Genomic DNA, 14,261 nt, shown 5'->3' with positions numbered 1-14,261 from the left:
TCGGCGCATCGGTCGCGACCCGCGCCTCACTCGCCCGGCTGCTGCACCGTCTCGGCGGGGACGGTGCCGGCGGCCCCGGCCCCGGCCCCGGCGTCCGGCGTCATGACCGTCACGGGCTCACCCGGCCCGGCGGCGGCGCGCAAGGCCCGCGCGGCGGCCCTCAGCCCGACGTCGGAGCGGCGGTCGGGCATCAGCTCGAACAGCAGCAGGGACCGCCCGTTGACGGGGATCTCGTCGCCGGTCCGGGCGGTTGCGACCTCCAGCCGGTCCGGCTCGGTGGTGTCCACCAGGGTCAGCCAGCGGCTGCCGCCCGCGACCTCCGGCAGCTTGAAGGGCACGACGTCGTGGTAGGCGTTGATGATGAGGAGCAGCGTGGCGTCGGACGCCGCCTTCTTGATGCCGGTGGCCTGCGCCCGCCCGTCCAGCAGCATGCCCAGACAACGGGCCATGGGGTCCTGCCACTGCTCGGTCATCTTCTCCTCGCCGGCGGGGGTGATCCAGGTGAGGTCCTTCACCTCCAGGTCGGGGTTGTAGGCGCCGGTGAAGAAGCGCCCGCGGCGCAGCAGCGGGTGGCTCTGCCGCAGCCCGATCAGGTGGCGGACGAAGTCGGTCAGCGCCCAGCCCTCGTCGCTGATGTTCTCCCAGTCGATCCAGCTTATCTCGTTGTCCTGGCAATAGGCGTTGTTGTTGCCGTTCTGGCTGCGGGCGAACTCGTCGCCGGCCAGGATCATCGGCGTTCCCTGGGACAGCAGCAGCGTGGCCAGCAGGTTGCGCATCTGGCGGAAGCGCAGGGCGTTGATCTCCGGATCGTCGGTCGGCCCCTCCGCCCCATGGTTCCAGGAGATGTTGTGGGAATGACCGTCGCGGTTGTCCTCGCCGTTCGCGTCGTTGTGCTTGTCGTTGTAGGACACGAGGTCGTGCAGCGTGAAGCCGTCATGGGCGGTGACGAAGTTGACGCTGGCCCAGGGCTTGCGCCCACGCCGGTTGAACACGTCCGCCGAGGCGGCCATGCGGGTCGCCAGTTCGGGCAGCTTGCCCTCGTCGCCCTTCCAATAGGAGCGCACGGTGTCGCGGAACTTGTCGTTCCACTCCGCCCAGCCCGGCGGGAAGCCGCCCACCTGATAGCCGCCGGGGCCGCAGTCCCACGGCTCCGCGATCAGCTTGACGCGCGACAGCACCGGGTCCTGCCGGCAGGCGTCGAGGAAGCCGCCGCTGTGGTCGAAACCGTAGGTCTCCCGCGCCAGGATGGTGGCGAGGTCGAAGCGGAAGCCGTCCACATGCATCTCCGTCACCCAGTAACGGAGCGAATCGGTGACCATCTGGAGCACGCGCGAATGCACGAGGTTCAGCGTGTTCCCCGTGCCGGTGTCGTTGATGTAGTAGCGCGGGTCCGGCGCCAGCCGGTAGTAGGAGGCGTTGTCGATGCCCTTGAAGGACAGCGTCGGCCCCATCTCGTTGCCTTCGGCGGTGTGATTGTAGACGACGTCGAGGATCACCTCGATCCCGGCGTCGTGCAACCGGGCGACCATCTCCTTGAACTCGTAGATCGCGCCGGACGCCATGTAGCGCGGGTCGGGCGCGAAGAAGGAGATCGAGTTGTATCCCCAATAGTTGCGAAGGCCCTTTTCCAGCAGATAGCGGTCGTCCACGAAGGCGTGGACCGGCAGAAGCTCCACCGCCGTCACGCCCAGCGAGCGGATGTACTCCACCACCTCCTGCTGGGCGAGGCCGGCGAAGGTGCCGCGGTACTGCGGGGGCACCGCCGGGTGGCGCATGGTGTAGCCGCGCACATGGGTCTCGTAGAAGATCGACCGCTCCCACGGGATCGCCGGGTGCCGGTCGTGGCCCCAGGTGAAGGCCGGATCGATCACCGCGCATTTCGGCATGCCCGGCGCGCTGTCGCGCCGGTCGAAGGACAGGTCTCCGCGCGGCGAGCCGACTCGGTAGCCGAAATGCGCGTCCGACCAGCGCAGCGGGCCGACCAGATGCTTGGCGTAGGGGTCGAGCAGCAGCTTGTTCGGGTTGAAGCGGTGACCCGCCTTCGGCTCGTACGGCCCGTGCACGCGGTAGCCGTAGACGGTTCCGGGCCGGGCGTCCGGCAGATAGCCGTGCCAGACCTCGTCGGTGTATTCCGGCAGCTCGATCCGCTCCAGCTCGCGGCGCCCGTCCTGGTCGAACAGGCAAAGCTCCACCTTGGTGGCGTTGGCGGAAAACAGCGCGAAGTTGACGCCCAGCCCGTCCCATGTGGCGCCGAGCGGGTAGGGCAGGCCCTCCCGTATGCGGGACTGGCGGAAAACCTTCGGAGCGAACGGCGGCTTCTTCACGGTTGAACCTCGTGTGGGCGCGTTGCGGCATGAAGCAGCACAGGAACGCGCAAGCCGCTCCGGTGATCCAGCCATCGGCGCAATTTCCGATCTTTGCCGAGGTTTCAACTCTTGGCCGAACCATTTCGTACCCCCTCACCCTAAGAGTGGGTCCGTTATGAGCATGGTCATAGTCGTCATGGCGAGTCGCGCCGATATTATCGGCGTGCTATCATCGGTTCCGAGAAATAAAGACAAATAAACTTCTGGTAGACTTCTGAGGGCTGTCTGATAAGCACTACAGAAGCGGGTGTAACCTGAATGAGAACTTCCGCCTTTCCGTGCCGTCACCGCTTCTTGGGCGCTGAAGAGCCAGAGAGATCAGTGAAGGACAGACCCGACGGTCATTCTTCTTCGGCCTTTTCGGACCAAGGGCGGCCTGCCTTCCGGTTCCCCGCGATCCGTGGACTCTGAACGACTCACATCGACCGTCGCCCCGGGCACGCACACCGCTGCCGCCCGGCGGCATCGTGCATCCGGTGGTCCGGCAGCGCTGTCCCGGTCCGCCTCACCACACTGCGTCCGCCCATGATCCGGCTTTCGGTCAACGCCTTGCTGAACTTTCATCCGAAGGCCATCCTGGCGGCCATCGTCCTGGCGATGACCCTGCTGGGCGGGGTGGCCTGGGGTGCGCTTTCCCTGGCCGATTACGTCAACACGCTCGACCGGGCGGAGCAGGGCACCCGGCAGGCCGCGGCCTTTCTGGAAGGGCACGGCGACGCGGTGCTGGACGGCGGCGCCATGGCGCTGGAACGGGTGGCCGACCGGCTGAAGGACGGCGGGCTGGCCTCCCTTGCCGACAGCGCCCTGGGTGAGGCGCTGTGGGCGTCGCGATTCGGGCCGCTGACCATCGTGGACACGCGCGGACGTGTGGTGTTCGGCCCGACGGTTCATCCGGACGGTGGCATGACCAAGGTGTTCGACGATCCGGAGGGCGAACAGACCGGCGGTCTGGGGCTTTTGCACGGGCGTGTGGACGGGGTGGACTCGATCCTGATGATCCGCCGCGTGACCGGGCTCGGCGGCTCCGTGGAAGGGGCGGTTCTGCTGGCGCTTCCCGCCTCCAGCCTGCACACCGTGCTGGACGTGTTCAACGACGGACGGCACGGCGTCGCCGGGCTGTACCGGCTGGACGGCGAGCGGCTGGCCGGCATCGGTGCCGCCAGCCTCGGCCCGCTTCCCGCCCTGGAGCCGGGAGGAGAGAGCGGCGACACCGATTGGACCGTGGGGGGGCATGGCGCCGGGCAGGGGATGGTCATCGGCCTGAAGCGGATGCGCGATTTCCCGGCGGTGACGGCGGTGGCCCTGCCGCGCTCCGTCGTCCTGGCGCCCTGGAGCAGCCGTTTGCAGCACGGCTTCATGATGGTGGGCGTCAGCGTCGTCGCCCTGATCGGGCTGGCCTCGCTCGGCTGGGCCAGCCTGCGGCGCGAGGCGGCGGCCCGCGACGCCCTGCGCGACGCCAACGCCCGGCTGGAGCAGCGGGTGGAGGAGCGCACCGCCGACCTCCGCTCCCTGAACCAGAAGCTGGTCCGCGCCCTGGCCGAGAAGGAGCGCGCCAATCAGGCCAAGTCCCGTTTCCTGTCGGCGGCCAACCATGACCTGCGCCAGCCCTTCCAGGCCCTGCGCCTGTTCCACCACCTGCTGATGGAGCGGCTGAAGGATTCGCGCGAGCGCTCCATCGCGGAGAAGATGGGGGAGGCGCTGGACAGCGGGGAGAAGCTGCTGCACGCGCTGCTGGAGGTCGCCACTCTGGACGCCGGGGTGGTCCGCCCAAACATCGCCGACGTGTCCATTGCCACCGTCCTGAACGGCGTGGCGTCGGAATTCCGGGGGCTGGCGGCGGACAAGCGGCTGGATCTGCGGGTGCGCGGCTGCGACGCGATGGTGCGCACCGACGCCACGCTGCTGACGCGGATGCTGGGCGACCTTCTGCGCAACGCCATCGCCTACACACCGGCGGGGGGCGTCGTGGTCGGCTGCCGGCGGCGCGGCCAGTGGTTGCGGATTGAGGTGTGGGACACCGGCTCCGGAATCGCGGCGGAGCATCTGGACGCCATCTTCGAAGACTTCGTGCAGTTGGGCAATCCGGAGCGCGACCGCCGACGCGGCCTGGGGCTGGGGCTGTCCAAGGTCCGCCGCAAGGCGGCCCTGCTGGGCCACGCGGTCGAGGTCCGCTCGCGCCTCGGCCAGGGATCGGTCTTCTCCGTCATGGTCCCGCTGGCGGCCAGCGAATCGCGGGCGGACCCGGCGCGCGCCCCGGCCGCCGCGGGAAGGGCGGAGGATCGTCCGGCCCGCCTGATCCTGATCGTGGAGGACGACCCGGTGCAGAGCGCCGGGATGCGGCTCCTCCTCGAAAGCTGGGGGCACGACGTGCTGACGGCGGACGATGGGCCGGCGGCGCTCGCGGCCCTGCGCGCGGCGCCGCGCTGCCCGGACGTGATCCTGTCGGACTTCCGTCTGCCCGGGCCGCTGACCGGAGCCCAGACGATCATCCGCGCCGGAGAGCAGGAGGGGCGGCCCATCCCCGGCATCATCCTGACCGGCGACACCGCCCCCGAGCGCATCCGCGAGGCGGTGGCCGCGGGGTGCCGCCTGCTGCACAAGCCCGTGACCCCCGACGTGCTCCGCGACGCTCTGAACGCCCTCGGGGCGGAACGCATGCCCGTCCGCCAGACCCAGCCCTCGGCGGCCTGATCCCCGGCACTTGATCCTTGGTTAAGCCGTCAGGGCGTCAGCGCCTCGATGATGCGGCAGTCCGCCATCCGGTGGGCGCCCCGGCACTGGTGGGCCAGACGGTCGAGTTCGACGCGCAGGCGTTCCAGGTCCGCGATCTTGCGCTCCACCTCGTGCAACTGCTCCAGCACCAGCGCGTCGACGTCCCCGCAGGGGCGGTCCGGCTGGTCGGCGAGGTCGAGCAGCGCCCGCACCGTTTCGAGCGGAAAGCCCAGTTGCCGCGTGCGCCGGACGAAGCTGAGCCGCCGCACATGCTCCGGCCCATAGCTCCGGTAGTTTCCGGCGGTGCGCGCGGGCACCGGCAGGATTCCGATCTTCTCGTAGAAGCGGATCGTCTCGGGCGTGGTGCCGGTCTGCTTGCCCAGCGCCCCGATGCTCAATCCCTTCGCCATGGCCCTTGACCCTGTAGTTGCTTCAGGGTCCATCCTTGCCGGCAACCTCGTCTTTCGCAAGGATTCCGATCATGGCCGCTGGTTGCTGCGGCGGAGGATGCCCGTCGTCTCCGCCGCCCGTCGACAGGACTTACCGCCGCGTTCTCTGGTTCGCGCTGGCGGTCAACGCGGGGATGTTCCTGGTCGAGCTGATCGCCGGGGCCGCCGCGGATTCGGTGTCGCTTCAGGCCGACGCCATGGACTTTCTGGCCGATTCCGCCAACTACGCCATTTCTCTGCTGGTTCTCGGCATGGCGCTGGCGTGGCGGGCGCGGGCGGCGCTGCTCAAGGGGCTGTCGCTGGGGGTCGTCGGCCTGTGGGTCGCCGGCCAGACCGCCTGGAACGCCGTCTTCCAGACCGTGCCGCAGGCCGAGGTGATGGGCGTCGTGGGGGTGATGGCCCTGGTCGCCAATCTGGGGACCGCCGCCCTTCTGTACGCCCACCGCGACGGCGACGCGAACCGCCAGTCGGTGTGGATCTGCTCGCGCAACGACGCCATCGCCAACCTCGCCGTGCTGGCGGCTGCGGCGGGCGTGTTCGGCACCGGGACCGGCTGGCCGGACATCGGGGTTGCCGCCATCATGGCCGCCCTGTCGGTCTCCGGCGCTTTGCAGATCGTCCGGCGGTCGCTGGCCGAACTCCGGCTGCCGCCGGTGCCGGCGGCGGGAACCCACGCCCATCGAGGGTTTCATTAATCATTCGTGAAGGCCGCAAGCCGTATCCTGAACCCGTGATCGGAGGCGAACACGGCCATGCAGCAGCGTCCTCTCACCCGCCTGGATCAGGTTCAACTCGACGCGGTGGTGCGCCGGCACGAGATGTTCCGGAACGCCCGCATCGGCGGGGCGCGGGCGACGCTGTCCTTCTTCGACCTGAGCGGGCTGGATCTTGCCGGGCGCGACCTTGCCCACGCCGACTTCGTCGGGGCCAGCCTGCGCGGGGCCAATCTGGCCGGTGCGCGGCTGGACTGCGCCTCGATGTTCGCCACCGACCTGCGGCAGGCCAACCTGGAGAACGCCAGCCTCATCAAGACCGACCTACGCGGCGCCTGCCTGCGCGGGGCGATCCTGGTCGGCGCCAACCTGTTCGAGGCCGATCTGCGCGACGGTTCGCTGGCGGAGAAGGACCGCGACGGCAGCCTGCGGATCATCAAGGTGGAGGCCCAGACGACCGAGGCGTCGGGCGCCGACCTGTCCGGGGCCAACCTGACCAACGCCCGCCTGTCCGGCGCCATGGCGATCCACACCGACTTCACCGACGCGCTGATGAAGGGCTGCAAGCTGGTGCGGGCCACCATGCGCGGGGCCAATTTCACCGGATCGAACCTGGAAGGCGCCGATCTGTCGGGGGCGGATCTGCGCGGCGCCTGCCTGCGCGGCGCGGTGCTGACCGGCGCCACCATGGTGATGACGGAGTTGTCCGACGCCGACATGGAGGACGCCCTGACCGACGACCCGGTGGGCCGCGTCGTGGCCGAACTCGGGCGCCCTCTGGACGAACTGCTGCACGACCACATCCGCTGGGTCGGGTCCAGCGGGGCGGAGGGGACGGCGCTCGACCTGTCGGGCTTCGACCTGCGGCACGCCCCGTCGCTGGCCCACAAATGCCTGACCATGCTGCGGGCGGCGGGTGCGACCTTGTACGGGCTGGACCTGACCAGCGTGCAGCTTCAGGCCGCCGTGTTGGAGAAGGGCGACCTGCGCCTCGCCAAGCTGGTGAACGGCGACCTGCGCGGCGTGAATCTGCGCCTCGCCAAGCTGAACAACGCCGACCTTCGCAAGGCCAACCTGCGCCCGCTCTATTTCGACGAGCGGCGGTCGATGCATTCGGACCTGTCGGGCGCGCGGCTGCGCTACGCCGACCTGCGCGGCGCCTGCCTGCGCGAAGTGACCTTCGCGGGCGCCGATCTGTCCTTCGCCAATCTGTCCGGCTGCGACCTGACGAAGACGGACCTGACCAACGCCCGCATGTTCGGGGCGAAGCTGGACCGCCGCGCCCTGTCCGACGGGGCGATCCTCGACGGCGTGGCCGGGCTGAAGCTGTAAAGGAAAAAGGCCCCTCCCCCGTCTGGAGGAAGGGCCTTCCCGATCCCGACCCGGATCACCAGGCGGGAACGATGGCGCCCTTGAAGCGGTCGACGATGAACTGCTTCACCTCGTCGCTCTGGTAGATCGTCACCAGCTTGGCGACCCAGGGCTTGTCCTGGTCGGCCTTGCGGACGGCGATGACGTTGGCGTAGGGGCTCTCGCTGGCCTCGCGGGCGATGGCGTCCTTGTTCGGGTCCAGACCGGCTTCCAGGGCGTAGTTGGTGTTGATGACCGCCACGGTCACGTCGTCCAGCGAACGCGGAAGCTGGGCGGCGTCGAGTTCCAGGATCTCGAGCTTCTTCGGGTTCTCGGAAATGTCGAGCGGCGACGCCTTCAGGCCCGCGCCCTCCTTCACCTTGATCAACCCCTTGGACTGGAGCAGCAGCAGCGCGCGGCCGCCGTTGGTCGGGTCGTTGGGGATGGAGATCTTGGCGCCGTTCGGAAGCTCGTCGAGGCTCTTCACCTTCTTGGAATAGACGCCCATCGGGAAGACCACCGTCTTGGCGACGCTGACCAGATCGTAGCCGCGGTCCTTCACCTGGTTGTCCAGATAGGGCTGGTGCTGGAACGAGTTGATGTCCAGGTCACCCTGCGACAGCGCCTGGTTCGGGATGACGTAATCGGAGAACTCCAGCACCGTCAGGTCCAGACCTTCCTTGGCGGCCAGCGGCTTGACCTTCTCCATGATCTGGGCGTGCGGGCCGGGGGTGACGCCGATCTTCAGGGCTTCGGCGGACGCGCCGACGGCGGTCGCCAGGGTCGCGATGCCGGCCACCAGACCGAAGGCCGCGCCGAGCACACGGGTACGGAACATCTCCAACTCCTCAGGACTTCAGGTTTCGTTTGTTGACGCGGCGGGCGATCCAGTCGCCCGTCGATTGAACGATCTGCACCAGAACGATCAGCACGATGACCACGGCCAGCATGACCTCCGGCAGGAAGCGCTGGTAGCCGTAGCGGATGCCGAGGTCGCCCAGGCCGCCGCCGCCGACCGCGCCGACCATGGCCGAATAGCCGATCAGGCTGACCACCGACAGGGTCAGGCCCAGCGCGATGGCGGGCATCGCCTCCGGCAGCAGGACCTTGCGGATGATCTGGAAGGGCGTGGCGCCCATGGACTGCGCCGCCTCGATCAGGCCGCGGTCCACCTCGCGCACGGCGCCCTCGACGATGCGGGCGATGAAGGGCACGGCGGCGACCGTCAGCGGCACGATGGCCGCGGCGGTGCCGATGGAGGTGCCGGCGATCAGGCGCGTGAAGGGGATGATCGCCACCACCAGGATGATGAAGGGGGTGGAGCGCGTCATGTTCACCAGCACGCCGGCGATCCGGTTGAAGGCGAGATTCTGAAGCAGCTCCCCCCGGCCCGTGACGGCCAGGAGCACGCCCAGCGGAAGGCCCAGCGCCGTGCCCAGAAGGCCCGACACCGCCACCATGTAGAGCGTGTCGAGAAGCGCCTTAAACAGCAGCGCGTAGATTTCCGGGGACAGCATGACCGAGCACCTCGACACCGAGCTTGTTGACGTTGAGGAGGCTGATGGCCGCCTCGATGGACTGCGGGTTGCCGATGGCCTCCACCACCAGCGTTCCGAAGGGCGCACCCTGGATCTCGTCGATCTGGCCGTGCCAGATGTTCAGGTCCAGGTTCATCTTGCGGCTGATCGCGCTGATGACCGGGGAGGTCGCGCGCTCGCCGGTGAAGGTGATGCGCAGCACCATGTTCGACCCCGGAACCGGCGTCGCCGACAGGCGGGCGCGCAGACTGTCCGGGATGCCGCGGTTGATGACCGGATCGACGAAGGTCTTCGTCGTCTCGTGCCTGGGGTGCGCGAAGATGTCGAAGACCGGCCCCTGCTCGATGATCCGCCCGTTTTCCATTACCGCCACCTTGTGGCAGATCTCCTTGATGACGGCGATCTCGTGGGTGATCAGGACGATGGTCAGCCCCAGCCGCTTGTTGATGTCGGCCAGCAGGTGGAGGATCTGGGTCGTCGTCTCCGGATCGAGCGCGGAGGTCGCCTCGTCCGACAGCAGCACCTTGGGCTTGCTGGCCAGCGCGCGGGCGATGCCGACGCGCTGCTTCTGCCCGCCCGACAGCTCCGCCGGGTAGCGGTCGCGCTTGTCGGTGAGGCCGACGAGGTCGAGCAGCGGCTCCACCGTTTCGCGGATCTGCGCCTTTCCCACCCCGGCCAGTTCCAGCGGCAGGGCGACGTTGTCGAACACCGTGCGCGAGGACAGCAGGTTGAAGTGCTGGAAGATCATGCCGATGCTGTGCCGCGCCGCGCGCAGCTCACGCGGGGACAGGGCGGTGACGTCCACCCCGTCCACCAGCACGCGGCCCGAGGTCGGCTTCTCCAGCAGGTTCACGGTGCGCAGCAGCGTGGATTTGCCGGCGCCCGAACGCCCGATGATGCCGTAGATCTCACCGCGCCCGATGGTCAGGTCGATGTCGGCGAGCGCCTGGACCGGCTGGCCGGTGCCGCGGGACGGGTAGGTTTTCTGAAGCTGTTCGAAGGTTATCATACGCTCTGGGCCTCCCGACGCGCGCCCAGGTCGCGGGCCGCGTCGCGCAGGACGGTCTTTTGGATTTTACCGGTCGATGTCTTCGGCAGATCGCTGAACACGACGGTGCGCGGCACCTTGTAGTGCGCAATGCGGTCCCGGCACCATTGAATTATGTCGGACTCAGAGGGGCGCTCCGCGCCGGGCTTCACCGTCACGAAGGCGCAGGGGCTCTCGCCCCAACGGTCGTCGGGACGGGCGACCACGGCGGCCTCCAGAACGGCGGGGTGCCGGTACAACGCCTCCTCCACCTCCAGGGACGAGATGTTCTCGCCGCCGGATATGATGATGTCCTTGCTGCGGTCCTTCACCTCGATATAGCCGTCGGGGTGCAGCACGCCCAGATCCCCGGTGCGGAACCAGCCGTCCTTCAGCGCTTCCTTCGTCGCCGTGGGGTTCTTCAGATAGCCCTTCATCACCGTGTTGCCGCGCAGCGCGATCTCGCCGATGGTCAGGGCGTCGGCGGGAACCGGCTGGCCGCTCTCACGGTCGAGGACGGTCGCGTCCTCCACCGCGATGTGGTTCACCCCCTGCCGGGCGAATTGCAGCGCCAGCCCGTCGGAATCCAGCCCGTTCCACTCCGGCTGCGGCGCGCAGACGGTGGCCGGGCCGTAGCATTCCGTCAGCCCGTACATGTGCACCACCTCGAAACCCAGCGCCGCCATGCCGGCCAGAACGGCCGACGGCGGTGCCGCGCCGCCGGTTCCCACGATCACCGGGCGGGGCGCGCGCCGCCGCACCGTCTCCGGGGCGTGGATCAGCATGTTCAGCACGATCGGCGCGCCGCACAGGTGGGTGACCCCCAGCTCCGCGATGGCGTCGAAGATCGCCGCCGGCTCCACCCGGCGCAGGCAGACATGGGTGCCGCCCGCGGCGGTGACCGCCCAACTGTAGGTCCAGCCGTTGCAATGGAACATCGGCAGCGTCCACAAAAAGACGCTCTCGGGCCGGACGTTCAGGGTGAAGGCGTTGCCCAGCGCGTTCAGGTAGGCGCCACGGTGGTGGTAGACGACTCCCTTCGGGTTGCCGGTCGTGCCGCTGGTGTAGTTCAGCGCAATGGCCTGCCATTCGTCGTCCGGCCCGCGCCAGGGGGCGGGTTCGGCGGCGGCGAGGAAGTCCTCATACTCCACCGCGCCCAGCGAGGGGGCGTCGGGCACCAGCGCGTCGGCGATCTCCACCACCGTGATCGGGCGTTCCGTCAGGGCGAGCGCGGCCTTGGCGACCGGGGACAACTCGCGGTCGACGATTAGCAGTTTCGTCTCGCTGTGGTCCAGGATGAAGGCGACGGCGGCGGCGTCCAGCCGGGTGTTCAGCGCGTTGAGGACCGCGCCGGCCAGGGGCACCGCGTAATGGGCCTCCAGCAGGGCCGGGACGTTGGGCGCCAGCACCGACACCGTGTCGCCCCGTCCCACCCCGGCCCGGAGCAGCGCCCCGGCGAAGCGCCGCACCCGGTCGTGGAACTGGGCGTAGGTGATGGTCCGGCGGCCATGGAGGATGGCGGGCTTGTCCGGATAGACCTTCGCCGCGCGCTTCAGGAAGCTGAGGGGGCTGAGCGGCACATGGTTGGCAGAATCGGGGGCGAGGCCGCGGTCGTAGATCGAGGCGGTGCGGCTGAACGGGCCGGTCATGACGGAGTTTCCTGGAAATTCGAGGTTCTTGCCCGCTAATCCCCCTCTCCCGCCCCGGGAGAGGGAAGGGGCCCGCGCAACGCGCGGGAAGGGTGAGGGTGCCGCCACCGGACGGTGTCCTATTCTCGGCAGTACCCTCACCCGGCCCTTCGGGCCACCCTCTCCCGGGGCGGGAGAGGGAAGAGATGGATGGCGCTCACCAGGTCGGGATGATGGTCCCGTTGAAGCGCGTGTTGATGAAGTCCCGCACCTCGGCGGAGCGGTACAGCTCGATGAAGCGCTTGATCGCCGGGTCTTCGGCGCGGTCCTTGCGGACGGCCCAGACGAGGTGCCACTTCGACTGGTCGTCCTCCAGAACCAGCGCTGTCTTGGGGGTCAGCCCCGCAAGAACCGCGTAGTTCAGCGTGATGACCGAGGCGTCCACGTCGTCCAGCGAGCGGGGAAGCTGGGCCGCGTCCAGCTCCACCAGCTTGATCTTCTTCGGGTTGGTGGCGATGTCGGCGATGGAGGTGTTCAGGCCCGCCCCGTCCTTCAGCCCGATCACCCCGGCCTTCGCCAGCAGGAACAGCGCGCGGGCGCCGTTGGTCGGATCGTTGGGGATGGAGACGCTGGCCCCCTCCTTCAGGTCGGCCAGCGACTGGACCTTCTTCGCGTAGATGCCCATGGGCACCACGATGCTCTTGGCGACCGGCACGATGTCGTAGCCGCGCTGCTTGATCTGGTTGTCGAGGAAGGGCTGGTGCTGGAAGTTGTTGGCATCGATGTCGCCGGACTGGAGGGCGGCGTTGGGCATGTTCCAGTCGGTGAACTCGATCACCTCGGCCTTCAGGCCCTCCTTGGCGGCGATCTTCGCCGTGTATTCCAGGATTTCGCCATAGGGTCCGGCGGACACGCCGAGCTTCAGCGACGCGGCGCCGGCTCCGCTGGAGACGGTGAGAAGAGCGGCGGTGAGGATGGAGGTCAGAAGGGCTTTCACGGAACGGGTCCTTTATGCGCGGTGTGGAATATGCGTGTCGGGCGATGGATGAGTGTGAAATGCGGGCGCGTCAGCGCCGCCGCACGCCGGTGCGCCGGGCCGCCAGTTGATGGGCGGCGCGCTCGGCCTGTCCGACGTTGCGGAAGGTCTTGCGGTCGAGATCCCTGAAGGACCAGTCGGACACGAAGAAGGTGAAGCCGCCCTGTCCGGCGACGACGATGCCGGCGGACCGGCCCTGGACTTCGATGGCGTAGGCGTTGGAGGTGCTCATGACGGTGTTCTCCCTGGTCCCGCGGCGCTGCGGCGCGCGGAAACCCTGCGGATCGGATCGTTCGGCTTGAATGGACGGGTCGGCGCGCTGGCTTCAGCGGCGACACGAGGCGCTGCGCATTCGGCAACACAGGCCCGTCATGGTGCCGGTCCGATCGGCGGGGGAGGGGAGGGTCATCATGGTCATTCCGGTCACTCCTTTCAGAGTTCCACGACCGGTATCGTGGCGCTTTAGCGTTTGGTGACGCGGCGCAAGCTGACGATCAAATTGCCGCGGGGCGCCCCCCTTGGGCGTCCGGAAATTTATCTACAATGTCGATGGGCAATCGGTCAAGGCGTAAAATGAGAGAGAATGTGTGAATATACCAAAACAACAAAAATATAGAGTACAATATAGGCCGCGCTGATGTTGCCCCTGTCTCCTGCGGATCGAGGGGCTGCCGGCCGCGTCAGCGCAAACCTTCGATTCGTGCGAGAGCTTCGCATGAGAGGGTGCCATCGGTGAGACGGCCGTTCCTGAATCGCGCCCGAATTTTCGGAGGATGTTCTGGTTGAGTGGGGCCGCCACGGGCCGCTTGCCGTGGTCTTGCTCAGCCTGCGGGACCGAGCGCCGGAGCGCTTTTGCAGACTTCAGTGGTGTATTGTGGGGATGACTGTGTCGTCCTGATGACCCCGGCTTCTCTGGAAAAGGGGTCTTCGGAGGGCTCTGGTCGAATCAGTTCCGCACACGCCCGCTCTCCGCGGTGTGTGCAGCCCGTAAGCTCTCAAAACTGCTGGCTGTTTTGGGAAGTTGGTTGGGGGACTAGGACCCCTTCAGTCCGCTCCAGCAACCTGTTGGTTCTGAATAGCCATTCCGAATCAACGGGTTGTCCTTACCTCTGAGGGTCCACATTGGGGGTCCACAGGCGGCTTGTCAACATTCGGCTGGGGCCTGCGCCGCGGCGTATGGCCCCACGCGCGGAGCGTGAACCCAAGGGCTGCTCTCTTTTAGGGAACCCCCGCCCAGCGGCGAGCGTCAGACTGCCGCGACAGCGGCAGTGTGGCGGGTTCCCTCCCCCCCCACACCCTTTTATGGAACCCCCCACACCCGTCTCTTTTACCCCCTCATCCCCGCCCACGGACAGGGTTATATGTGAGTTCACTGGCGTCCGTCTCACGTAAGGAAAAACATCAGCGCTCAATGCATCTCAGACCTCAACCAGACACTACCA

The 14,261-nt window shown here is 68.0% G+C and carries 11 protein-coding genes; 3 read left to right on the top strand and 8 right to left on the bottom strand.

The window, feature by feature from the left end; genetic code table 11:
• Window positions 1-26: 26 nt before the first annotated feature.
• Window positions 27-2,324: a glycogen debranching protein GlgX gene (gene glgX / locus DS843_RS27755; RefSeq protein WP_149472065.1), complete on the bottom strand. Its 2,298-nt coding sequence runs from the start codon at window positions 2,322-2,324 to the stop codon at window positions 27-29.
• A gap of 567 nt (window positions 2,325-2,891) precedes the next feature.
• Here glgX and DS843_RS27750 point away from each other — a divergent pair.
• Window positions 2,892-5,057 (top strand): ATP-binding response regulator, encoded by a 2,166-nt coding sequence (locus tag DS843_RS27750; RefSeq protein ID WP_149472064.1) that lies wholly within the window; start codon window positions 2,892-2,894, stop codon window positions 5,055-5,057.
• 29 nt (window positions 5,058-5,086) lie between these two features.
• Here the strand turns inward: DS843_RS27750 and DS843_RS27745 are convergent, their stop codons facing one another.
• Window positions 5,087-5,488: a MerR family transcriptional regulator gene (locus DS843_RS27745; protein WP_149472063.1), complete on the bottom strand. Its 402-nt coding sequence runs from the start codon at window positions 5,486-5,488 to the stop codon at window positions 5,087-5,089.
• A gap of 71 nt (window positions 5,489-5,559) precedes the next feature.
• Here DS843_RS27745 and DS843_RS27740 point away from each other — a divergent pair, with 71 nt between their 5' ends.
• Window positions 5,560-6,222 (top strand): cation efflux transmembrane domain-containing protein, encoded by a 663-nt coding sequence (locus DS843_RS27740; RefSeq protein ID WP_149472062.1) that lies wholly within the window; start codon window positions 5,560-5,562, stop codon window positions 6,220-6,222.
• Window positions 6,223-6,279: 57 nt separating this feature from the next.
• Window positions 6,280-7,572: a pentapeptide repeat-containing protein gene (locus DS843_RS27735; protein WP_149472061.1), complete on the top strand. Its 1,293-nt coding sequence runs from the start codon at window positions 6,280-6,282 to the stop codon at window positions 7,570-7,572.
• Between the two features lie 55 nt (window positions 7,573-7,627).
• Here the strand turns inward: DS843_RS27735 and DS843_RS27730 are convergent, their stop codons facing one another.
• The 6 genes from DS843_RS27730 to DS843_RS27700 form a co-directional block, all read right to left on the bottom strand.
• Window positions 7,628-8,428, bottom strand: coding sequence for a MetQ/NlpA family ABC transporter substrate-binding protein (locus DS843_RS27730; protein WP_149472060.1), 801 nt, complete (start codon window positions 8,426-8,428; stop codon window positions 7,628-7,630).
• 10 nt (window positions 8,429-8,438) lie between these two features.
• Entirely contained in the window at window positions 8,439-9,104 is a 666-nt protein-coding gene (locus tag DS843_RS27725; protein WP_475849428.1) for a methionine ABC transporter permease MetI, read from the bottom strand.
• Window positions 9,073-10,137, bottom strand: a complete 1,065-nt coding sequence (locus DS843_RS27720) for a methionine ABC transporter ATP-binding protein (protein ID WP_149472058.1) — start codon at window positions 10,135-10,137, stop codon at window positions 9,073-9,075. Before DS843_RS27720 ends, DS843_RS27725 begins: the two co-directional genes overlap by 32 nt.
• Complete coding sequence (locus DS843_RS27715) at window positions 10,134-11,804, bottom strand: acyl-CoA synthetase (protein WP_149472057.1); 1,671 nt, start codon at window positions 11,802-11,804, stop codon at window positions 10,134-10,136. The genes DS843_RS27720 and DS843_RS27715 overlap by 4 nt, the downstream gene beginning before the upstream one ends.
• A gap of 196 nt (window positions 11,805-12,000) precedes the next feature.
• Window positions 12,001-12,780 (bottom strand): MetQ/NlpA family ABC transporter substrate-binding protein, encoded by a 780-nt coding sequence (locus DS843_RS27705; protein ID WP_149472056.1) that lies wholly within the window; start codon window positions 12,778-12,780, stop codon window positions 12,001-12,003.
• Between the two features lie 70 nt (window positions 12,781-12,850).
• On the bottom strand, window positions 12,851-13,051 hold the full coding sequence (locus tag DS843_RS27700) for a hypothetical protein (RefSeq protein ID WP_149472055.1): 201 nt from the start codon (window positions 13,049-13,051) through the stop codon (window positions 12,851-12,853).
• Window positions 13,052-14,261 lie beyond the last annotated feature (1,210 nt).

This window comes from Roseomonas genomospecies 6 (assembly GCF_008365375.1).
Classification (GTDB): domain Bacteria; phylum Pseudomonadota; class Alphaproteobacteria; order Azospirillales; family Azospirillaceae; genus Azospirillum.
The sequence above is the reverse complement of the archived record's forward strand: the minus strand, read 5'-3'. Positions and strand labels throughout refer to the sequence as shown.